Raw genomic sequence first — 20,240 nt, 5'->3', positions numbered from 1 at the left:
CGTATATACAATTGACGGAAAGGGACACTTCCTTTGCTTCCTTTCCACTCTCCAGATTACAGCGCCTCCCGGCTACATATGCCGTAGCTTTTTTGAAGATACTAGAGAAACGGGACATGGTGTCATGAAAACAGAAGAGATCTTAAGTGCAACGGTTGAAGAATACCTGGAAATGATTTACAACATGAGTATGGAAGATGAGGTGGTGATCGGAGCCCGGCTAGCGGAACGTTTTCATGTGTCGGCTCCGACGGTGACGGAGATGTTGAAGCGCCTGGTGCGAGATGGCTATGTAGAGATGAATTCCAAACGGCATGTGTTCTTGACCGAGGCCGGTAATGAAGCTGCGGAAGCTGTGTTGCGGCGTCATCGTCTGACGGAGCGTTTCCTGGTCGACATGCTAGGCATGCAATGGCACGAGGTCCATGAAGAAGCCTGTCGATTGGAGCACTTTATCTCTGGTGCGGTTGAGTCACGTGTGATTGCCAACCTCAACAGCCCGATGACCTGCCCGCATGGCAATCCTATTCCCGGCTCGGTGCCTAATGCGCGAACATATCTCAAAGACAATCACGCTGTGCGCCTTTCAACTGTCACCAATGGCACACACGTCACAATACTTTGTGTTTCAGAGGTCGTAGAGGATGAAGAAGCCCTGATCATGTATATGCATGAGAAAGGCCTGACCCCGGGAACGCACTTAATGATGCTGGCCCAGTCTGATGGCACACCTTCCACTGAACCTCCGACCGGAGAGCTGCAAGAAAAGGTGCGATTATTGGTAGAAGAGCGCGTCGTAGCAATCAGCGCCGATGCAGCTGCCAAATTGTGGGTTGTGCCAGCATAGTAAAGGCATACTGACTTCAGAAGTAGATGTTGTCCATTGCTCCTCCATCTGCTCCTGGGGTTGGTGTCCCTGATCTGCATCTTCGAAATTTCCCCATGTGGATACGATCGGCCACACAAGCGTCCCCCTATCTTCTTAGTAATGGACTCTCTATCTGGATTCTGCTATACTTCTTGTTTGTTTAGAGCTGATTGTTCGTCACTTATCCTTAATTAGGTATAGAAACCGGGCAGGGGCGTAACGGGAGGCGTTTCTTCTATCAGGAACATATAGAGTGTGCCTTTTCTTGTTGCCTTCCCTTTGATGCCGCCGTGGGCGGCCATAAAAACTATGCACACTGATGTGCGGATTGGTAAAATGTGTCATGAGCGATTCACCTATGTCTTTGTCACATGCAAACATAGCAGCGCAGGCTTCTAACTCAGCGGAACCTGCCAACCTGCCGCCTTCGGTTGCAAATGTCCCTCCAGTAGACCACAATGGCGGAGTGATGGGAACACGTCGCGCTTTCTGGCGCGATCGATTGATCGAGGGTGGTCTGATTCTTTCGATGGGCCTGTATTATTTAATTGGTAACCAGAATATCAAATTTCCAATTGGCACCCTGGCGCAACTGAATCCATGGTTTGCTCTGCCTTTTCTGGCAATATTTGTTGTTCTTTGCTGGTCTCGTTTATCCTTCGCGGTAGCCTTACTACCCCTGGCTCTGCCGTATTACCTGGCGCCTAAGGATGTGATCCATTCAGCCGAATTCAGTCCAGCCGAGATTGTGCTCTGGATCTGTGTTGGTGTCGCGGCACTACAACTATTGCTGAAGCGCCAGCATTGGTCCTATCGACTCTCGTGGCCCGAACTGCGCCAGCGCATCAGACCTTTCTTCTGGCCGGTGGTTATTTTTGTGCTGGCCGCCTTGATCTCTCTGATTGGCGCCAGTTCGTATAGAGATGCGCTGCGCGCCTTCCGGCAGGAGATTCTGGACCCTTTGCTTTACGTTGTATTGATTCTGCTTTGTTTGCGCTCCCGCCAGGACCTGGCGCGCCTGCTCGGTTCGCTGTTTGCTAGCGGCCTGATCATTGCCATCATGGCCATCATTCAACATGCCATGTTTGGACAGACCAATACCGTTTATGGAAGCGATCCAAGTGTGGGTCTGCTATTTGACTACACACTACCAATTGGGCTAGCAATAGTGTTCTCGCGCATCTCCTGGAAGATACGTCTGCTGGTCTTATTGTTATGTATACCATTTATTTATGCTTTATTACATAATAACTCGCGAGGTTCTGCGATCGCAGCCTTCCCGGTTGTGCTCTTATTTATCATAATTTTAGCCATTCGCAATCACAAGGTTCTGTTGGTAGGAGGAACCATTGCCATCGTTATCGCCTCCGCAGGCTACGGTGTGTTTCACTATAAAGTGAATCAAGTGCTCTATGACACAGTTATTAATGGGCATATGGATCAAAATCACGTAACAACCCTGCAAAGACGGATACATCTCTGGCAAAGCGCTGAGGCCATGATTCACGATCAGCCGCTGTTCGGCTACGGACTGGATAACTGGATCTGTCACTATGCCGATCCACGCGTTGTACCCTCGGCTGATGGGAATTTTACTAAAGATGGAGGGCTCAAAGCTCCACAATATTCCTGGATGCTCTCATGCCCACCGGCCTCACACTACTATATTGTCAGTGAGGAAAACGGTACGACGACGCATATGTATGATGAGCCAGGCCTCTCCCACCCGCACAACATCTTTCTGCATGTCTGGGTCAGTATCGGCATTTTCGGTCTGCTCGCCTTCATTGCCTTCCTGATCCTCTTCTTCTGGCTTTTTGCTGGCATTCTCCGTTATCTGCCAGGCCGGATCGTAGAGCAGAGCGAGCACTGGCGCTGGATGGCGATTGGGGCCACAGCCGCTATGCTAGCCGGACTCATCCAGGGCATGGTTGATAGCTCATTTCTGGCCCAGGATCTTGCCTTCTGCTTCTGGCTCCTGGTAGCCACTTTGCTGATCATTCGCGCCCAGATTGGTTTACCCTGGCGTAATCCATTTAAATAAACTGAAACGCAAGCGATAGATACATTCCAATCGGAACTTCCACGGATCACAAAGCCGCGGCTTTGTGATCCGTATTTTTGTCTTTTTGTCCTTGACAAACTAATCACATTAGTTTAGTATACTAATGTGATTAGTTAATATGTTAATCCGATTAGCAAAAAGGATGGAGCAAGCTATCAAGGGACAGCGCACGCAAGCTATTGGCCTTACAGCCATCTTTGCTGGCTATTGGTCATGGTCGCATGCTGAGCCAACCCTGGGCCGCGATGGAGCACGCTATTCGGGTTATGGAGCAGGAATTGTTGAAAGAGCAAAGGAAGCAAACATATGTCGCGTAGAGCAGGTTTGGACCAGTTGAGTGTGGTAGAAGCAGCAGCCCGCTTGATTGATGAGGAAGGTATAGAGCAACTCTCGCTGGGCAGGCTGGCTGAAAAGTTAGGGGTGCGTACGCCTTCCCTGTATAATCATGTGGCGGGTTTGCCCGGACTCAAGCACGAATTGGTACTCTATAGCTTGCGGGATTTGCTGACGCGCATCCTGCATGCCATCGTTGGCAAATCGAAGGGCGAAGCGATCATTGCGCTTGCCGACGCCTATCGAGAATACGCCAGGATTGCTCCAGGACGCTACCTACTTACCCAGCAAGCACCCGATCCCAATGATCAGGAGTGGCAGGCAATGGGCCATCAACTGGTTCAGGTTATCCAGCGGGTGCTGGCCCCATATCAACTGAAGGCGGAAGATGCCATCCATGCCATTCGTGGCCTGCGCAGTATTGTACATGGCTTTATCACTCTGGAAGTAAACGGTGGCTTTGGTATGCCAATAGATCGAGAAGACAGTTTCCACTGGCTGATTACTATGTTTATTGCCTCTCTTGAAAGCACAAACAGAGGATAGCTCTGGCTATGGATGTAAGCTCATAAAGATAAAACATACTGATAAATACGGAAGGGATTCTACGTCATGTTTCTATTAGTACTTAAATATGCGAATATGGCACTGACTTTTTTTCTGGAACTGGGTGCTCTGGCCGCGCTTGGATATTGGGGTTTTCACAACGGACAGGGTGTGATTGGCAAGGTTGCGCTGGGAATCGGTGCCCCGGCGCTGGCGGCAGTAATATGGGGAATGTGGGGGGCGCCAAAATCACAATGGCAGCTACATGGTTTGGGGTACTTACTGTTGCAGATAGTTTTCTTTGGTTCGGCTGCCCTCGCTCTTTACGTGGCTAACCAACGTTCACTGGGCATTGCTTTCGCGCTCATCTTTGTGCTGAATTGTATATTAACTTATGTGTGGGCACACTAATAAATATGTTTTCTGAGCGCCGAAAAAGAAGCAGCAGGACCTACCTCTCGCCCATAAAAGATATGTGTAATGATCCACAATCTGATAGCGACATAGTTCACTGTAATTGTTATCCCTGGCATCTAAAATGTGTAAAAGAGAGCTGTTAGGGAGAATTATATGAACCTTACTTTTTCGGCCACCACTTTATTAATCTGGCTAGCCTGCCACTTTATCGGGGATTTTGCATTTCAGAGTGCGTGGATGAGCATGGAGAAAGGGAAAAGTTGGGAGGTTAATTTTTATCATTGCGCAACCTATACAGCAACCTTTGTGTTGTTCGCCCATCCCTCGCTACTGGCGACGGCGATCATCTTTGGTACCCATTTCATTGTTGATCCGCTAAAGGCACGCTATAAACTGATTGGCCCGATCTGGTTAGACCAAACCTTGCATATTGTTACCATCCTCCTGATCCTGTTATTTCACTTCTAAAGAATCTATGTGCGCGAAACAAAAAAAGAGGAGAATCACAGCATTCTCCTCCCTTTTACTTAATATCTTTTTACCAGCAATTACCCGATTATCGAGATTAGATGTTTTGATCGGCTGGAGGGGTCTCGCTTCCAGGCTCTGCAGTTTTCGTCGGTGTACCATAGATGAAGTCATTCAGATCTTTGTGGGTGCGTTCCAGGATCAGGCGCAGGCGACCTAGCTTTTCGCTATCGCGGAAAGACGAGCGGCCCGCAATAGCGAAGAGGCGAGCAACCTCCATGGCCTCGGTGCGGATAGCCTGAATTTCCGGCTCATTCCAGAAGCGACCGTGGGCCCAGGGCGGCACGAAATTTTCCTCCTCTTTTTGATGCTCATTCAGAAAATTCTTGCCTTCTTCTGTAATGCTATAGGTTTTCTTGCCGTTCTCTTCCTGGACCGTGACCAGACCACGATCTTCCAGCAATTGTAGCGTTGGATAGATGGTGCCAGCACTGGGAGCATAGAAACCACCGGAGCGCTCCTCCAGCGCCTTCATCATCTCATAGCCATGCATAGGACGCTCGCGCAGCAACTCAAGCAGCGCATACTTGACATCGCCACGTCCAAAGAAGCGTTGTCCTGCCTTGAAAGGCCCACCTTCAGGACCAAAGGGACCGCCAGGGCCGAACGGGCCGCCAGGGCCAAAGGGTCCACGGCGCATGCGCATACCGAAGAAGCGAGGTCCGTGATGGTGATGGTGATGAGGCTCATCACGGTTTAACCATGGTGGAGTCCACCCCTCCCAATCCTGGGGTCCACCCTCATAGCCAAAGGCAAAGTGTCTGTTGAAACGGTTAAACATTTCAGCGGGTCTCCTTTCCGAGTTCACTAGATTGCGATATATCGTTATCGTGTTCTTACTATATACGATATATCGTATTGTTGTCAATATGAATTACGCACTATTTCGCCAAAGGTTGCAAACTATGTCATCGTTTTCCAGCTAATCACTTTTGTTATGTAAACCTGATTGATCTACATAGTGTACGCCTGTGGTGTTTGCCTTGGCTGGAACTGGTGGCGTGCTATGCACACACATCATAAATAAGCCATGTGTAGTTGTTTCAAAACATGGTGTTAACGAAACAAAGATCCGCAGTCGGGTCAGCTCATTCTCTCTGAGAGAATGGCTACACGTCTCTACGGATCCTTGTATTTGTCTCTATGGATATTAATGGTGGTGGAAAATAATATCTTGTCTGACGACGTCTTGAAAATACGTTATGCCAGTTGACTATGCCAGCGTGTGGCTAGCAACGCATAATAACTATGATTGACAAGAGTCCAGAGCGCTTGAAAGAAGGCGGGATCACGATACTCAAGGTGGCGTAGCAAGCTTTGCTGTTTTTCCGTATTGGCGAGACAGAAATTTCCATCAGCGGATAAATTTAGCTCATGTAATACAGCACGTAGACGCTTCTCACTCAACATCGGGGTGTTTTTTCGCCCAGCTTTGGGCGAAAGATGTAACAGTATTTCATCAATCAAAGGCAAACTAGATGGGGGAGGAAAATCTTTATCGGACGGTATAAGTAGGTCGATAATTGTGTTTAATTGAGCCTGTTCCTCGTTACTTAGCTCAACTCGTGTTTTACGAAATGTCGGTGCGAGCCGAAGCATGTCGCTCATTTGAACTCCTCTTTTGGATTTGGAGGCTTGCCGTTTCTGCCTCGCATAATAGTATCATATCCTTCTTGGGTTGTTCAACATGTGTTTCAAAAAATATATTTTTTATACGATGGTCTTTTTAAGCTCTACCTTGTATGGGAAATTGCCCGTAAAACTCATCTATTAGGCGCCTGACTATAGCTATCGAGGGAGCGCATAAGCTTGCGGAGAAGTTGGAGGAAAACATTATGTAATTGAGCGTTTATCGATAAATTAATCCAATAAAGGAAGAAGAACGCGTCAATGGTGGTCAGATGCGAACAACAAATGATAAAAAATGTGGATAAAGTTCCTATAAGGAATTTCTGTATTTCGCCTGGAACCCATGACCAAAAAAGATAGCCCCTTTCATATATTTTCTGAAAGGGGACATATATTAGAATTACTAGAAGACGATGGTTTTGTTTTCGTAGGCCAGCACTCGGTCCGATGTATGTAGCCGCACGGCTTCCGCGAGCACACGACGTTCGACATCGCGGCCCTTGCGGATCAGGTCATCAACGGCATCTCGATGATCGCAGTGGATGACGTCCTGGGCGATAATGGGACCTTCATCCAGACTGCTGGTAACATAATGAGCGGTGGCACCAATAAGTTTGACGCCACGCCTGAAAGCCTGATCATAGGGACTGGCTCCGATAAAGGCAGGCAGGAAACTATGATGGATGTTAATGATGCGTTGCGGGAAAGCATCAACAAAGAAAGGTTCCAGGATCTGCATATAGCGTGCCAGGATCAGGAAATCAGCCTGCTCGCCAATAAAATCGAGCATGCGCTGTTCATCTTGTTGTCGCGTCTCGCGCTTGACGGGAAAATGATAATAGGGAACGCCATACATGTTGGCCAGTTTCTCCAGATTGGGGTGATTGCTGATAATAAAGGGAATGTCCATCGTTAATTCGCCAATTTTCCAGCGCCAGAGCAGATCAACGAGGCAATGGTCATATTTGGAGACGAGGATGCCAGCGCGTTTGCGCTGGCGTGAGTAGCTGACATGCCACTGCATCTGAAACCGCGTCGCAATGGGTTGAAACGCCTCGCGCAGTTCCTCCTCACTTAACCGAAAGGTATCTTCCGCAAAGCTGATGCGCATAAAAAAGCTACCCTCGTGCTGATTGGTTGAGTGTTGATCGGATTCCAATATATTTCCATTGTGCTCAAAAATGAAGCCCGAGATAGCGGAGACAATGCCCGGTTTATCAGGACAGGAGATGAGCAAAGTAATTGTCTCTTTTTGTGTCGACACCGTGTGGTCCTCCCACTGACTTTAATAATTTGGGCAATGCCGTTAATTTAACAGCTTGTCTATAGTTCAGATTTCTATGGTATGTCTTGTCTATAGTCGTGTCAATGGACAATGCTGCCATATCTATTTTATTCAGTGGTGCAAGAAGCACTCGATGAGCATTTATTACACGACTAAATAAAAAGAGTGCGGGCGTATGCGCCCACTATATTTATTGGTTGATCAAGCTAAAATTGTTTTATTAAATTGTAGTTTGATTTGAGAGAGGTCAACCTTGTCATTGACAGGAAAATCTATGTAGCCGCTCTGGGGTTTACCCGGGTAGACGGCTGCGCTTATCGAAGCTACCTTACCCTTAATACTCTGGCCTGTAGGTAAAATCAAACGCGTCAGACTAACGTAGTCCACGCCAATGGTATCTTTGTTGTTATTAGTAGTATTTAAGGAGACACGTACGACATAGGTGCCTCCGGGTTTGAAATCGTCGGAGAATTTACTGGCCATCTCAGCCCTGGTAAAGGTGATATTGACGCCATTATAATTATATTTTTGATGCAGGTCGGTGCTGGACACAGGATTTGTGACGACGACCGTTGGCGGCGGGGGGGGCGCAAACAACGAGTCGTGCTCTACTTCGTGAGGACCTGAGCGAAGCACGCCAAACACAGCAAGCGCGATTACTATTATACCCAGGATTGTACCTGTTCTGGGAGAGATGAAAGAACGTTTTTTGGCTGGCTGTTCCATGATATATCGTTAGCTCCTGATAAGAATCTCTGTCTATTTATCGTATTATAGCAAAGACTTGCTATTTCATCAGAGATATATAGTAATCAGTAACCATATCACTGCGGCTTTTTTGTTCCAGGTTAATGGTGGCCCTGGACCACAGGTAGGGTCAGGCGTACAGTTGTGCCCTGGCCTGATGCGCTCTGGATGTGGAGCTGTCCGCCATGGGCCAGGGCGCTCTCTTGCGCGATAGACAAGCCCAGTCCCGTACCACCAACGCTACGAGCGCGGGCTTTGTCGACACGATAGAAGCGTTCACCGAGATGCGGCAGGTGTTCTGCCGCGATGCCCCTGCCCGTATCCTGTATCTCTAAAATAACCTGGCCATTCTGTTTCATCGTACGCACATTGACCTGGCCCCCCGCATGATTATATTTAATGGCATTATCCAGTAATCCTAGTATCGCTTGTTCCAGTAATACAGGGTCTCCAAGCACCTGCCATGGCTGACTGCTGGTGATCTGGACAGTAATTTGTTGCTGCTCTGCCAGGGATTGTACGCGGTGCACTACTCTGGTTGCTAGCTCGGTCAAATCGATTACCTCTTGTTCATGATGGACGTTGCTGCTGTCGAGGCGAGCTAGGGTTAATAAGTTAGCGGCCAGTCTGGTCATATGGGTGGTTTCGCCGATGATATCATCGAGCAATGCAGTATCTTCCTCGTCCAGATGCTTCCGTCCACGTAGCAGCACATCGGCATCGGCTCGCAGCAATGTCAGCGGAGTGCGCAGCTCATGGGAAGCATCGGCGATAAAGCGCTGCTGTTTGAGCCATGCCTGGCGTGCTGGCAACAAGGCCCGATCGGCCAGAAAGAGTCCTCCCACGCCTGCTCCCAGCAAGGCGACTCCTCCAATTGAGAGTAAGAGGACCAGCAGTAGATTTAGTGCTGACATTTGCGGCTGGATCGTTTCGCCCACCAGGACGACACCGCTCTTAGTGCCGTCATCTGGAGCGGTCACGAGCAATGCATAACGATAGATAGATCCAACCGTACCTCCACCATCGACGACATCCGAGGCTGACTGATCCGTCTGGAGCACAGCTTTTACCAGGTGCGTATCCAGGAACGTTGCTGGCAGGCTGTTAGTGTTGGCTGTTGTGAGCAGGTTACCATTTTGATCGAAGCACAGCATCAAGCGGGGAGGAGCGAAGCCCTGGAATGAATGGGGTGGCGCATCATCCAGGCCATGCGGCACGGGATCCATACAAGCATGGGCCGGCGAATCGTGCAGCCACATGTTTCTCTGTGCCTGTGCTCGACCTGTGGCATCTGCTTTAATTGGTGCCAGCAGAAAATATTGGGCTCCAAAGTAGAGGGCCGTGCCGAACAGCACCAGGGCTATTCCTAATATGCCACAGTACCAGAGCGTCAGGCGAATACGGAGCCCACGAAATAAGATGATTTCAGGTTTCTGTGCGTGTCGCCGGGTTGTATGAGGCCATGACCACCGGATTCTGCTATGTCTACGCATATTCTTTTCCTGTCATGCTAACTGGTTATCTTATAGCCAAATCCACGCACAGTCTTGATCAATGGACGTGAGAAGCCCTGGTCAACCTTATCGCGCAGATAGTGGATGTAGATATCAACCACATTAGAGAGCGCCTCCAGATCATAGCGCCAGACGGCATCAGTGATCTGGGTACGTGTTAGAACCTGGCCTGGATGGCGCATCAGATACTCTAGCAGCGCAAATTCTTTCGCCGTCAGTTCAATAAGCTGGCCATCCCGACATACCTCATGCCGTACCATGTCAAGCGTCAGATCTCCCACCGTCAATAGCTGTTTTTCATCGAAGTGGTGAGTACGTCGACGCAGTAGGGCATTGATGCGAGCTAACAGTTCCTCCATCGCAAAGGGCTTGGTCAAATAATCATCGGCTCCCACATTTAGGCCGGTCACGCGATCTTCTACCGCGCCCAGCGCGGTCAACATCAGTACAGGCGTCATCACACGTTCAGTCCGCATCTGCCGACAAATCTCAATCCCATCCATGCCAGGCAGCATGACATCCAGAATAACGACATCATAAGTATCGCTCAACGCCAGGTCCAGGCCCGCTACTCCATCATGAGCCAGATCAACAGCATAGCGTTCTTCAAGCAGCACCCGGCGCAACAAATATGTGAGTCGCTGTTCATCCTCCACGACAAGAATGTGCATAATTTCTCTCCTTTAGAAACCGTTCCCGCTAATATTGAAAGAATACGTGTACTTTATTGAAAAAATATGAGAGAAAAACATGGATATTGTAAATTTTCGATCAAATGATTAATTTCAGCTTGTGCCGCACATAATTTTACTATCTTTCCAATCTTTTTCTCATCAATACTCCGTACCCTAAAAGCATGCAGTGTCTGCAAGCGCGATTATGGTGCATGTGCATTGTTGGATAATCGCGCTTGCAGAGTCTGATGTTTATGCACTTATGACTGGTGGAGGTAGCAATGCCTATCCAGAAAGGAAATATGGAATCCATGATTGATACAACGGCACCGGTAACTAATGCACGGCCTGAGCTTCGGCTGGAACAGAAAGCGGACGGCTGGCAGCGCTTCCTGCAACCGGTGGGACTGACACTGATCACTTTGATCTCGATTTTTATGAATTTTTATCAATTGGGGCGGAATGGATATGGCAATCAATACTATGCCGCAGCTATCCGTAGCATGCTGGATAGCTGGCACAATTTTTTCTTTGTCTCATTCGATCCAGGCGGTTTTGTTACTGTTGACAAGCCGCCTCTAGGCTTCTGGCTGCAGGCGGCCAGCGCAAAGATTTTTGGCTTTACCCCTTTTAGCATCTTCTTGCCGCAAGCGCTGGCCGGGGTACTTTCTGTCGTTCTACTCTACTATCTGGTGCGACGGCACTTTGGCATTGTTGCCGGTCTGCTGGCGGCGCTGGCACTGGCTATTAGCCCGATCAGCGTGGTGACAAATCGCAATAACACCATTGATAGCACACTGATCCTGGTGATGTTGCTGGGAGCATGGGCCGTAATGAAGGCGGCGGAAGCAGGTAAATTGCGCTGGCTATTGCTCTGTGCGGTTTGTGTGGGTCTGGGCTTTAATATCAAGATGCTGGAGGCTTACCTGGTTGTTCCTGCTTATGGGCTCCTCTACCTGTTAGCTGCGCCCAAGCGTCTCTGGGTGCGTATTGTCCACCTGGCTCTGGCAGTTTTACTGATGTTGACGATTTCATTGTCGTGGGCGGTCGCCGTAGATATGATCCCGGCCTCTCAACGTCCATATGTTGGTTCAAGCCAGGATAACTCGGAGATTAGCCTGGCGCTGGGTTATAACGGAGTGCAACGGTTGCTTGGCTCATTTGGTTTTGGTGGTCGCAATGCTGGCATGCCGGGTGGCAATAGAACGGGGCAAAATCCGCCAGCGGGCATCCAGGGCGCTAACTCTTCTTCCTCGGCGGGTACCAATGGTTCTTCCTTACAAACTGGTAATGGTGGTTTTCAGGGGCCGCCGACTAATGGAGGTGGAAATTTCGGTGGTGGCGGCTTTGGTGGTGGCGGGGCCTTTAATACCGGCACTCCTGGTATACTGCGCCTCTTTACCCAACCCCTTGGTGGACAGATCGTCTGGCTCTTGCCCCTGGCGCTGCTGGGGATGCTGGCTCTGGCCTGGCAGCGTCGTCCTCAGTTCCGTGATGATTGGCAGCAACAATCATTGATTCTCTGGGGCGTCTGGCTACTCACCGTGGGCATCTTTTTTAGCGTGGCCAGTTTTTTTCATCAATACTACCTTTCAACGCTCGCACCAGCTATCTGTGCCCTCTTTGGGATCGGCATCGTGGTCATGTGGCAGGATTATCGGCGTTCTGGCTGGCATGGCTGGCTCTTGCCCCTGGCCTTGATCCTGACCGCCATGGAGCAGATCTATATTATTGCTACCGATCCCTCGTGGGGTAGCTGGCTAATGCCGATTATCGCTATTGCCTGTGCGCTAGCTGCAATTATTCTCTTTCTGGGACGTCTGCTGCCGCGCCAGACGATCAGCACGCGCTTGCTGTTGCCCGCGGTTGGACTGGGGCTGGTCGCGCTGCTATTAACTTCCGCCGTCTGGTCAGCCATCCCGGCCGTCGACAATATCGTGGCTGATCTGCCAACGGCGGGCCAGAGCCAGGGATTTGGTGGCGGTGGCGCACCTGGCACTGGTCGTCGCTTCACCTTTGATCGACAGAGTACTACCAGTAGTCAGCAAGCTCCGACAGGAGGCTCAGGTGGTCCGCCAGCCAATGCAGGTGGCAATGGCGGCAGAAACATTGATACTGCGCTAATTAAATACCTGGAAGCCAATCAGGGCAACACGAAGTACCTGCTCGCCGTTCCCAGTTCTCAAACGGCCGACTCGATTATCCTCTCTACCAACAAAGCTGTCATGGCTCTGGGAGGTTTCTCCGGTAGCGATCCTATCCTGACCAGCAGCCAGCTCAAGGCTCTGGTAGCTAACGGCACTGTTCGCTACTTCTTGCTCAACGGTTCAGGTGGATTTGGTGGGGGACCTGGAGGACAGAGCAGCAGCGCTACCTCCTGGGTGACGCAAAGCTGCAAAGCCGTCCCATCCAGCCAATGGCAATCCAGCTCATCTACCAACGCTGGCGGTTTCGGAGGTTCCTCCCAGCTATACGATTGCAAAGCCACTAGCTAGACAACAAGGACAAGAGGAAGTATGGCAATAACTGTCGTCATACTTCCTCTTGTCCTTGTTTTATTTATTCATTATTTTGCTGGCGATACTTGTGCACAATTAGTTGTAGAGGGACCAGATCAGTGATAAGAAAACGGAAAGTACCTAGCTGATCAAGGATCTGAGGACCATAGATAGCAAGTATCCAGCGCCAGTAGGTAGTGAGACCTTCCTGATCGCTATTAGACATTTCTGACCCCCGACGAATAAAGTCTTTGACCAGGACCTGCATTACCTGGTTGGTTTTGGGTTCGGCCGCTTCAATTTCCTGGTTTAGAGTCCCATAGAAGGTAGACCATACCTCATCATGCTGATATTGCCAGTCAGAAATTCGTTCTTCTGGTACTGCTATCTGCGCCTGTCGAGTGAAATTCACCGCGTAGCTGGCAGCTAAAATGGGGGCTTGCAGAGCACTTCTCTATAATTACCTGTTGGTGCTGGCTCTAACAAGCGCTCTAACAGAACTTTTTGTTGTTGTACACGTTGATCACGTGCCTGTGCGCTTTCTGTTATTTTAGCAGCCCACTCTTCTAAAAGCGCTCCAAAGACGTAAATAATCTCCGCTCGTAACTGCCCGCCAGTCAACTCCTTTTCTAGCTGTTGGCGCCAGAAAGTAAGGGTTTCCACTGATATTGCCTGGCCATTGTCTTGATCTAGCAATGGTTCCATATTGGCTACATCGGGATGTAGCTCCTGGTTGGCAAATTTAAGCTGGCGTAGGCCATTGTACAAGAGACGTAATTGCTCAGTTTCTGAAACGGCAGCAGCGACTTGTTGACGTAACTCAGTATAGGCTTGCATTGACCGGCTGTGTTGCTTACGTAACTCGCGCAATTTCATCTGTGTGATGAAAGAATTATTGGTTGTGACCATACACTGATACTCCACTTTGTTTCTGTTTTCATATAGCTACATGTGCTCTATATGTAATATCAGATTATTCTTTATTAAAGGCGCAATTATGGAAATTTCTGCTTCTGATTTTATGTGATAGGAGGTTAATGAAGAGAGGATTAAACACCTGGTTTCTTATAGCATTGAGCTTGCGCATTTTTCGACGTTTTCTTATGTTAAAATAGGAAAGAAACCTGTACAGATTGTGGTAAATGATACTCTGGTTCCTGACAAATGAAATAAGGTTTAAGGTTGTTATTATTGATTTAACAGGTAACATTGTTTGTTACTTTCCTTTGTTGAAACCTGTGTTTATTTTAGGAGGAACGTAAACATGACCTATCACAGTGAGGTGGTGGGAAGCCTGCTCAGGCCGACCTACCTGGTAGAAGCGAGGAAGCAGTTCGAAGCAAACCAGTTGAGTGCTAGGGACTTTAAGGCGATCGAGGATCGAGCGGTCAATGAGGTGATCTCGTTGCAAGAGGCTGCGGGCCTGGATGTGATTACGGATGGTGAATTGCGGCGTTATGCTTTTTATGGTCACCTGATTGATGCACTGTCGGGTTTTGATAAGTATGGTGGCTGGGCTATTCCTTTCAGGGATGAGACCGGTGAAGAACTGGTACTGAAGCGTCCGGTGGTGGTGGAGAAGCTCCAGTGGAAGCGCAGCATGTGCTCTGAGGAATGGGTTTATTTGCGCTCTCGCAAGTCTCGTCCTGGCAAAGTGACCATGATCAGCGCTCAACAAGCCGCGGCTTATTATGATCCCGAGAAATCGAAGGCTGCATATGCCACACGCGATGCCTACCTGGCCGATATCGTGGATTTCTCGCGCCGCGAGGTTGAGGAACTGGTCCGTCTGGGCTGTGATTATATCCAGATCGATGCTCCGCAATATGCCGCCTTGCTTGATCCTCAGATGCGCGAGGGCTATCGACAGCGTGGTAGCGATCCCGATAAGATCATCGATCAATGCATCGCCATGGATAATGCTATCATTGACGGCCATCCCGGTGTCACTTTCTCCATGCATATCTGTCGCGGCAACAACCAGAGTAAATTCTATGCCAGCGGTGACTATGAACCTATCTCTCGTATCTTTAGCCAGACCCACTTTCAGCGTTTCCTGCTTGAGTACGATGACGCGCGCTCCGGTGGCTTTGAGCCGTTGCGTCATGTACCCGAGGACCGGTTTGTGGTATTGGGACTGGTCACAACCAAGAAGACGCGCCTGGAGACCACAGACGAATTGCGCCGCCGCATCCAGGAAGCCACAAAATTTTTGCCACTAGAACGTCTGGCCCTCAGTCCGCAGTGCGGCTTTGCATCGACTATGGAAGGCAACCATATTTCCTTTGAGGATCAGCGCCACAAATTAGAGCTTGTTGCCAGTGTTGCGCGCGAGGTCTGGGGATCGTAGTCAGCCGTCTGTTTCAAGTAATCGGAGCTGTAATCATGACAGAGTCACGCTATGAGCTGGGAATGCGTGTCCGCAAGGAGGTGCTCGGGAGCGAGCACGTTGAGCGGGCGCAGGCGAATATAACAGCCCTGGATGCCGATTTCCAGCGTTTTATTACCGAGACCGCCTGGGGCTCCCTTTGGTCTCGTCCAGATCTAGATAGGCGTACGCGGAGCCTGGTGACGATTGCCATTCTGGCGGCGCTGGGTCGTGAAGAACTGGCCCTACACCTGCATGCCAGTCGCAATTGTGGCGTTGATCCGCACGAAATTGCCGAAGTGTTCTTACACGTGGGGGTCTATGCAGGTGTGCCGGCGGCCAACGCCGCTTTCGCAATGGCCAAAAAAGAGTTTCCTGCAACCGACACGCAAGACGAAGGGATGGATGCATGAGCCATACCACTATTGGCGATATCGTGCGGGGAGATCGAGAAATCTTTCCTCCCTATTTATATGAGGCCTATCAATCTACACGTCGCCGGGCCCCTCTTTTGCCACTTATCGAAGTGCCGCTGACTATTTCCGAGTTGAGCGGTCCCGGGCCGGCCATCAGCTCGGTCACGCCTGAGGATTCTGATCTGACGCGCAACGCCGGGACTGGAGGTGAGGCGATCGGTCAACGTATCATTGTAACTGGTCGCGTGCTGGATGATCGGGGCATACCCATTCCACATACGTTGCTAGAGATCTGGCAGGCCAATGCGGCCGGTCGTTACCTGCATAAACGTGACCAGTGGCCGGGTCCGCTCGATCCTAACTTTCTTGGCATGGGCCGTTGTTTAACCAATGTCGAGGGTGTCTATCGCTTCCTGACGATTCGGCCGGGAGCGTATCCCTGGAAAAATCACCCCAATGCCTGGCGGCCAGCCCACATCCATTTTTCCGTGTTTGGTTCGTCGATGCTGTCGCGCCTGGTTACCCAGATGTATTTTCCTGATGATCCACTGCATCAGCTTGACCCCGTTATGCAATCGGTACCTACCGAAGCAGCTCGGCAACGTCTGATTGCTACCTACGCACATGAGGTGACCGAGCCAGAGTGGGCGCTGGGATATCGCTGGGATATTGTCGTACGTGGACCACACGCCACACCTTTTGAGTCATCACAGTTAACCAGGGGAGAATCATGACTATGCTCACATTGACCGCAGCGCAGACAGTTGGCCCTTTTTTTGCTCCCACGCTTTTGCGTGAGGACTGTCGACGCAATATTTTGGCCGGGCCACAGACTTCTGGCGAGCGTATTCGCATTGAGGGCATAGTTTTAGATGGCGATAATCTGCCAGTGCCCGATGCGCTGATAGAGATCTGGCAGGCCAATGCACATGGCCGCTATAACCATCCAGCGGATCAAGGTCCGGCACCACTCGATCCATCTTTCAGTGGTTTTGGGCGCTCTGGTACCGCTGAAGATGGCAGTTACTGGTTTGAGACGGTGAAGCCTGGTCCGGTGACTTTTGATGAGTCGCGGTTGCAGGCGCCTCATATCTGCGTTACTGTGTTTGCCCGTGGACTGCTCAATCACCTGGTGACGCGTCTGTACTTTGAAGACGAAGCGGCTAATAGCAGCGATCCAATCCTGCTCTGCGTTCCTGAGCAGCGGCGGCCAACATTGCTGGCCAGGCGTGACATGAGTGGCGACCTGGTTCGCTATCGCTTTGATATTATCTTGCAGGGGACCAATGAAACCGCGTTTTTCACTGTCTGATGGAGCAAGGCCGATGACCTCTTTTATGTCGTTACAAGCCGCCATTGCGGAGTATGTCCAGGATGGCATGACCATTGCCCTGGAAGGTTTTACCCACTTGATCCCGTTTGCTGCCGGTCATGAGATCATCCGGCAGCAAAAACAGCAACTGTGCCTGATCCGGATGACGCCAGATCTGATCTATGACCAGATGATTGGCATGGGGTGTGCCCGTAGGCTGATCTTTTCCTGGGGAGGCAATCCAGGGGTGGGAACTCTCCACAGGTTGCGGGATGCCGTTGAGCATGGCTGGCCACACCCGCTGGAGCTTGAAGAGCATAGTCATGCCGCGTTGGCCAATGCCTACGCCGCTGGAGCGGCAGGACTGCCCTGTGCGATCTTTCGTGGCTATCTGGGTTCCGACCTGGTTGGCATTAATGCCAATATTCGCCACATTCAATGTCCTTTTACGGGCGAACAACTGGCGGCCGTTCCTGCGGTGCGCCCGGACCTGACAATCATTCACGCACAGCGGGCCGATCGTAGCGGTAATGTGTTTATCGAGGGGATTATTGGCGTGCAGAAGGAGGCTGCCCTGGCCGCGAAGCATGTAATCGTGACCGTTGAAGAAATCGTTGATGATTTGCGTGTGCCGGGTCCAAATGCCACTGTGCTCCCTTATTGGACCATCAATGCAGTTGTTCAGGTCCCAAATGGCGCCTATCCATCCTATACCCATGGCTACTATGGGCGCGACAATGCTTTCTATACCGCCTGGGATGCCATTGCAAGGAATCGCGAGACCTTTCTGGCCTGGATGTGTGAGCATGTACTGGCCGATCCGCCCGCGAGTCAGTCTGAATAAGAGTTGGAGAACATGTTATGGAATATTCAACATCGGAGATGATGGCTATTGCGGCGGCGCGTGCATTAAGCAATGAGGATGTCTGTTTTGTTGGCATTGGTGCTCCTTCGGAGGCCTGTAGTCTGGCACGGCTGACTCATGCGCCCGATATTACGCTGATCTATGAATCAGGGACTATTGCTACACGGCCCGCTGTCCTGCCGCTCTCGATTGGCGATCCAGAGCTAAGTGAAACGGCTCTTACCACGGTGTCTGTGCCAGAGATGTTCCAGTACTGGCTGCAAGGGGGTCGTATCTCGATTGGCTTCCTGGGTGGTGCCCAGCTTGACCGTTTCGGAAACATCAATTCCAGTGTGATTGGCAGCTACGAACGGCCCAAAGTGCGGCTCCCGGGTGGTGGTGGCGCGCCAGAAATTGCCAGCCAATGCGGTCAGACCTATATTGTCATGCGTCAGAACCGCCGCACGTTTGTTGAGCAGGTGGATTTTATTACCTCCTTTGGTTATGGTCGTGGTGGAGATCATCGGCAACGTCTTGGCATTACAACACTGGGTCCCACTCTGGTTGTGACTGATCTCTGCCTTTTGCGACCAGAGCCAGGCACCAATGAACTGCTAGTAACTTCGATGCATCAGAACGTCACGCGTGAAGATATTATGCAGAACACAGGCTGGCCGATCCGTTTTGCACAGACAGTGGAGCAAACCCCTGCACCTACCGATACAGAATTGGAGATATTGCGCGACTTGCATGCGCGTACAAAGCAGGCCCACGCTGGAAAGGGGCTATCTGATGCCAGAGCCAATTGATTTCCTATTTAGCACGCCAGAGATGGCGGCAGCCTTTTCGGCCGCAGCGCATATGCAGGGGATGTTGGCTTTTGAGGCGGCGCTGGCCCGTTCAGAAGCGCGCGCTGGTATTATTCCAACGGAGGCAGCCGCGACCATTGCCGCCCACTGCCGGATAGAAGCGTTCGATATCGAAACTCTCTATCGTGAAGCTGCCGTCGCAGGCACACCTGCTATTCCTCTGGTACGCATGTTGACGGCTCAGATCACTGGTGAAGCACAAAAATATGTTCACTGGGGTGCCACCAGCCAGGATGCGATCGATACTGCCATGATGTTACAGATACGCCATGGCCTGGATCTACTTGATGCGGGGCTAATGGATATCTGTTCAGCCAGCGCGCAGCTCGCCGAGCGGCACCGGCACACATTGATGGTTGGGCGTACGCTGTTACAGCCAGCCTTGCCAATTACTTTTGGGCTCAAAGCTGCGCGCTGGTTAAGCCTGGCCCTGCGTCAACTGCGCTCATTGCGTGCGTTACGCGCAGATACACTGGCGGTACAACTGGGTGGCGCCGCAGGTACACTGGCATCACTTGGTAAGCAGGGTCTGCAGGTAGTCGCACTCCTGGCTGAAGAGCTGGAATTGCCAAATCCCGATTTGCCCTGGCATACCGAACGTGATCGTGTAGCGCGCATTGCTACCACACTGGGCATTATTGCTGGCGCTATGGCGAAGATAGCAGAAGATCTGGTGCTGATGGCGCAAGGTGAAGTCGGAGAAGTTGCTGAAGGAAAAGCGCCCGGCAAGGGAGGATCATCGGCAATGCCCCACAAACATAATCCCGTCGATGCGACCGCCGCCCTGGCCGCGGCACGCCTGGCACTGGGAGAAGTTCCCGTGCTTCTCACGTTAATGGTACAGGAGCACGAGCGTGCCGTTGGTGGCTGGCAGGCCGAGTGGGTCGCCTTGCCCGATCTTTTTCGCTATGCCGCTGGCGCGGTCGCACGTGTAGGCGCCGCACTGGCTGGTCTGCAGGTAGATGCCGCACGTATGCAGGAAAATTTTGCGTCGACTGGCGGATTGATCATGTCCGAGTCGTTGACGATGGCGCTGGCTCCGCATGTGGGACGACCGGAAGCGCAACGAATTGTCAACGCTACCTGTGAACATGCCATCCGCTCAGGGATACCTTTACAGCAGGCGGCCCTGGCAGAGCCACGGGTGCGCACCGTGCTGACGGCTGCCGCGATCGAGCAGGCACTTGATCCAGCCGCCTATATCGGGAGTACAGAGGCATTGATCGATCGCTCACTCAATGCTTATCAAGAGGAATTGCAAGGATCGCGAGGCAACTCATGAGATTTTTTACTTCTGAGTTTAACCAGGCTATATTGTCCTTTCTAC

General features: G+C 50.8%; 22 protein-coding genes. 14 read left to right on the top strand and 8 right to left on the bottom strand.

The window, feature by feature from the left end; all coding sequences use genetic code 11:
- Positions 1-124 precede the first annotated feature (124 nt).
- The 6 genes from JMI88_RS20075 to JMI88_RS20050 all read left to right on the top strand — a co-directional run bounded on the left by JMI88_RS20075 (position 125) and on the right by JMI88_RS20050 (position 4,697).
- Entirely contained in the window at positions 125-847 is a 723-nt protein-coding gene (locus tag JMI88_RS20075; RefSeq protein WP_201363735.1) for a metal-dependent transcriptional regulator, read from the top strand.
- Positions 848-1,226: 379 nt separating this feature from the next.
- Positions 1,227-2,912 (top strand): O-antigen ligase family protein, encoded by a 1,686-nt coding sequence (locus JMI88_RS20070; protein WP_201363733.1) that lies wholly within the window; start codon positions 1,227-1,229, stop codon positions 2,910-2,912.
- A gap of 139 nt (positions 2,913-3,051) precedes the next feature.
- Entirely contained in the window at positions 3,052-3,270 is a 219-nt protein-coding gene (locus tag JMI88_RS20065) for a hypothetical protein (RefSeq protein ID WP_201363731.1), read from the top strand.
- A complete protein-coding gene (locus tag JMI88_RS20060) occupies positions 3,240-3,812 on the top strand; it encodes a TetR/AcrR family transcriptional regulator (RefSeq protein WP_201363729.1) in 573 nt (190 codons plus the stop codon). Before JMI88_RS20065 ends, JMI88_RS20060 begins: the two co-directional genes overlap by 31 nt.
- 66 nt (positions 3,813-3,878) lie before the next feature.
- Positions 3,879-4,223, top strand: a complete 345-nt coding sequence (locus JMI88_RS20055) for a YrdB family protein (protein ID WP_201363727.1) — start codon at positions 3,879-3,881, stop codon at positions 4,221-4,223.
- A gap of 159 nt (positions 4,224-4,382) precedes the next feature.
- The gene (locus JMI88_RS20050) at positions 4,383-4,697 is read left to right on the top strand and encodes a DUF3307 domain-containing protein (protein WP_201363725.1); all 315 of its coding nucleotides are present in this window, start codon (positions 4,383-4,385) and stop codon (positions 4,695-4,697) included.
- A gap of 97 nt (positions 4,698-4,794) precedes the next feature.
- On the opposite strand, the gene JMI88_RS20045 is transcribed toward JMI88_RS20050, so the two are convergent.
- The 6 genes from JMI88_RS20045 to JMI88_RS20020 all read right to left on the bottom strand — a co-directional run bounded on the left by JMI88_RS20045 (position 4,795) and on the right by JMI88_RS20020 (position 10,603).
- On the bottom strand, positions 4,795-5,538 hold the full coding sequence (locus JMI88_RS20045; RefSeq protein WP_201363723.1) for a PadR family transcriptional regulator: 744 nt from the start codon (positions 5,536-5,538) through the stop codon (positions 4,795-4,797).
- 419 nt (positions 5,539-5,957) lie between these two features.
- Positions 5,958-6,365 carry a hypothetical protein gene (locus tag JMI88_RS20040; RefSeq protein WP_201363722.1) on the bottom strand — a complete coding sequence of 136 codons (408 nt, stop codon included), beginning with the start codon at positions 6,363-6,365 and terminating at the stop codon, positions 5,958-5,960.
- Between the two features lie 424 nt (positions 6,366-6,789).
- Positions 6,790-7,650, bottom strand: coding sequence for a formyltetrahydrofolate deformylase (purU, locus tag JMI88_RS20035; protein WP_201363721.1), 861 nt, complete (start codon positions 7,648-7,650; stop codon positions 6,790-6,792).
- A 222-nt stretch (positions 7,651-7,872) separates the two neighbouring features.
- On the bottom strand, positions 7,873-8,397 hold the full coding sequence (locus JMI88_RS20030) for a hypothetical protein (RefSeq protein WP_201363719.1): 525 nt from the start codon (positions 8,395-8,397) through the stop codon (positions 7,873-7,875).
- Between the two features lie 122 nt (positions 8,398-8,519).
- Entirely contained in the window at positions 8,520-9,911 is a 1,392-nt protein-coding gene (locus JMI88_RS20025) for a sensor histidine kinase (RefSeq protein ID WP_201363717.1), read from the bottom strand.
- Positions 9,912-9,928: 17 nt separating this feature from the next.
- Positions 9,929-10,603, bottom strand: coding sequence for a response regulator transcription factor (locus tag JMI88_RS20020; protein ID WP_201363715.1), 675 nt, complete (start codon positions 10,601-10,603; stop codon positions 9,929-9,931).
- A gap of 314 nt (positions 10,604-10,917) precedes the next feature.
- Here JMI88_RS20020 and JMI88_RS20015 point away from each other — a divergent pair, with 314 nt between their 5' ends.
- On the top strand, positions 10,918-13,101 hold the full coding sequence (locus JMI88_RS20015) for an ArnT family glycosyltransferase (RefSeq protein ID WP_201363714.1): 2,184 nt from the start codon (positions 10,918-10,920) through the stop codon (positions 13,099-13,101).
- Positions 13,102-13,165: 64 nt separating this feature from the next.
- Here the strand turns inward: JMI88_RS20015 and JMI88_RS20010 are convergent, their stop codons facing one another.
- Both JMI88_RS20010 and JMI88_RS20005 read right to left on the bottom strand, forming a co-directional pair.
- Complete coding sequence (locus JMI88_RS20010; protein ID WP_201363713.1) at positions 13,166-13,516, bottom strand: hypothetical protein; 351 nt, start codon at positions 13,514-13,516, stop codon at positions 13,166-13,168.
- A gap of 14 nt (positions 13,517-13,530) precedes the next feature.
- A complete protein-coding gene (locus JMI88_RS20005; protein ID WP_201363712.1) occupies positions 13,531-14,013 on the bottom strand; it encodes a hypothetical protein in 483 nt (160 codons plus the stop codon).
- A 355-nt stretch (positions 14,014-14,368) separates the two neighbouring features.
- Here JMI88_RS20005 and JMI88_RS20000 point away from each other — a divergent pair, with 355 nt between their 5' ends.
- Genes JMI88_RS20000 through pcaB form a run of 7 tightly spaced genes read left to right on the top strand, consistent with a single transcriptional unit; the run spans position 14,369 to position 20,195 of the window.
- Positions 14,369-15,454, top strand: a complete 1,086-nt coding sequence (locus JMI88_RS20000; protein WP_201363711.1) for a cobalamin-independent methionine synthase II family protein — start codon at positions 14,369-14,371, stop codon at positions 15,452-15,454.
- Positions 15,455-15,489: 35 nt separating this feature from the next.
- The gene (gene pcaC, locus JMI88_RS19995; protein ID WP_201363710.1) at positions 15,490-15,885 is read left to right on the top strand and encodes a 4-carboxymuconolactone decarboxylase; all 396 of its coding nucleotides are present in this window, start codon (positions 15,490-15,492) and stop codon (positions 15,883-15,885) included.
- Entirely contained in the window at positions 15,882-16,622 is a 741-nt protein-coding gene (gene pcaH / locus JMI88_RS19990) for a protocatechuate 3,4-dioxygenase subunit beta (protein WP_201363709.1), read from the top strand. Before pcaC ends, pcaH begins: the two co-directional genes overlap by 4 nt.
- A 2-nt stretch (positions 16,623-16,624) precedes the next feature.
- A complete protein-coding gene (gene pcaG / locus JMI88_RS19985) occupies positions 16,625-17,200 on the top strand; it encodes a protocatechuate 3,4-dioxygenase subunit alpha (RefSeq protein ID WP_373323916.1) in 576 nt (191 codons plus the stop codon).
- 13 nt (positions 17,201-17,213) lie between these two features.
- On the top strand, positions 17,214-18,044 hold the full coding sequence (locus tag JMI88_RS19980; protein WP_201363707.1) for a CoA transferase subunit A: 831 nt from the start codon (positions 17,214-17,216) through the stop codon (positions 18,042-18,044).
- 17 nt (positions 18,045-18,061) lie between these two features.
- A complete protein-coding gene (locus tag JMI88_RS19975) occupies positions 18,062-18,853 on the top strand; it encodes a CoA-transferase subunit beta (RefSeq protein ID WP_201363706.1) in 792 nt (263 codons plus the stop codon).
- Positions 18,837-20,195, top strand: a complete 1,359-nt coding sequence (gene pcaB, locus JMI88_RS19970; RefSeq protein ID WP_201363705.1) for a 3-carboxy-cis,cis-muconate cycloisomerase — start codon at positions 18,837-18,839, stop codon at positions 20,193-20,195. Before JMI88_RS19975 ends, pcaB begins: the two co-directional genes overlap by 17 nt.
- The last annotated feature ends 45 nt before the right edge of the window (positions 20,196-20,240 follow it).

This window comes from Dictyobacter formicarum (assembly GCF_016587435.1).
The sequence above is the reverse complement of the archived record's forward strand: the minus strand, read 5'-3'. Positions and strand labels throughout refer to the sequence as shown.

Excerpts from the sequence above, each read along its gene's own strand:
- JMI88_RS20015 (WP_201363714.1), top strand. The coding sequence starts at position 10,918 with ATGATTGATACAACGGCACCGGTAACTAATGCACGGCCTGAGCTTCGG.
- JMI88_RS20000 (WP_201363711.1), top strand. The coding sequence starts at position 14,369 with ATGACCTATCACAGTGAGGTGGTGGGAAGCCTGCTCAGGCCGACCTAC.
- pcaG (WP_373323916.1), top strand. The coding sequence starts at position 16,625 with ATGCTCACATTGACCGCAGCGCAGACAGTTGGCCCTTTTTTTGCTCCC.
- pcaH (WP_201363709.1), top strand. The coding sequence starts at position 15,882 with ATGAGCCATACCACTATTGGCGATATCGTGCGGGGAGATCGAGAAATC.
- JMI88_RS20030 (WP_201363719.1), bottom strand. The coding sequence starts at position 8,397 with ATGGAACAGCCAGCCAAAAAACGTTCTTTCATCTCTCCCAGAACAGGT.
- pcaC (WP_201363710.1), top strand. The coding sequence starts at position 15,490 with ATGACAGAGTCACGCTATGAGCTGGGAATGCGTGTCCGCAAGGAGGTG.
- JMI88_RS20020 (WP_201363715.1), bottom strand. The coding sequence starts at position 10,603 with ATGCACATTCTTGTCGTGGAGGATGAACAGCGACTCACATATTTGTTG.
- JMI88_RS19980 (WP_201363707.1), top strand. The coding sequence starts at position 17,214 with ATGACCTCTTTTATGTCGTTACAAGCCGCCATTGCGGAGTATGTCCAG.
- JMI88_RS20050 (WP_201363725.1), top strand. The coding sequence starts at position 4,383 with ATGAACCTTACTTTTTCGGCCACCACTTTATTAATCTGGCTAGCCTGC.
- JMI88_RS20070 (WP_201363733.1), top strand. The coding sequence starts at position 1,227 with ATGTCTTTGTCACATGCAAACATAGCAGCGCAGGCTTCTAACTCAGCG.
- JMI88_RS20075 (WP_201363735.1), top strand. The coding sequence starts at position 125 with ATGAAAACAGAAGAGATCTTAAGTGCAACGGTTGAAGAATACCTGGAA.
- JMI88_RS19975 (WP_201363706.1), top strand. The coding sequence starts at position 18,062 with ATGGAATATTCAACATCGGAGATGATGGCTATTGCGGCGGCGCGTGCA.
- JMI88_RS20055 (WP_201363727.1), top strand. The coding sequence starts at position 3,879 with ATGTTTCTATTAGTACTTAAATATGCGAATATGGCACTGACTTTTTTT.
- pcaB (WP_201363705.1), top strand. The coding sequence starts at position 18,837 with ATGCCAGAGCCAATTGATTTCCTATTTAGCACGCCAGAGATGGCGGCA.
- JMI88_RS20060 (WP_201363729.1), top strand. The coding sequence starts at position 3,240 with ATGTCGCGTAGAGCAGGTTTGGACCAGTTGAGTGTGGTAGAAGCAGCA.
- JMI88_RS20065 (WP_201363731.1), top strand. The coding sequence starts at position 3,052 with ATGTTAATCCGATTAGCAAAAAGGATGGAGCAAGCTATCAAGGGACAG.
- JMI88_RS20005 (WP_201363712.1), bottom strand. The coding sequence starts at position 14,013 with ATGGTCACAACCAATAATTCTTTCATCACACAGATGAAATTGCGCGAG.
- JMI88_RS20040 (WP_201363722.1), bottom strand. The coding sequence starts at position 6,365 with ATGAGCGACATGCTTCGGCTCGCACCGACATTTCGTAAAACACGAGTT.
- JMI88_RS20025 (WP_201363717.1), bottom strand. The coding sequence starts at position 9,911 with ATGCGTAGACATAGCAGAATCCGGTGGTCATGGCCTCATACAACCCGG.
- JMI88_RS20045 (WP_201363723.1), bottom strand. The coding sequence starts at position 5,538 with ATGTTTAACCGTTTCAACAGACACTTTGCCTTTGGCTATGAGGGTGGA.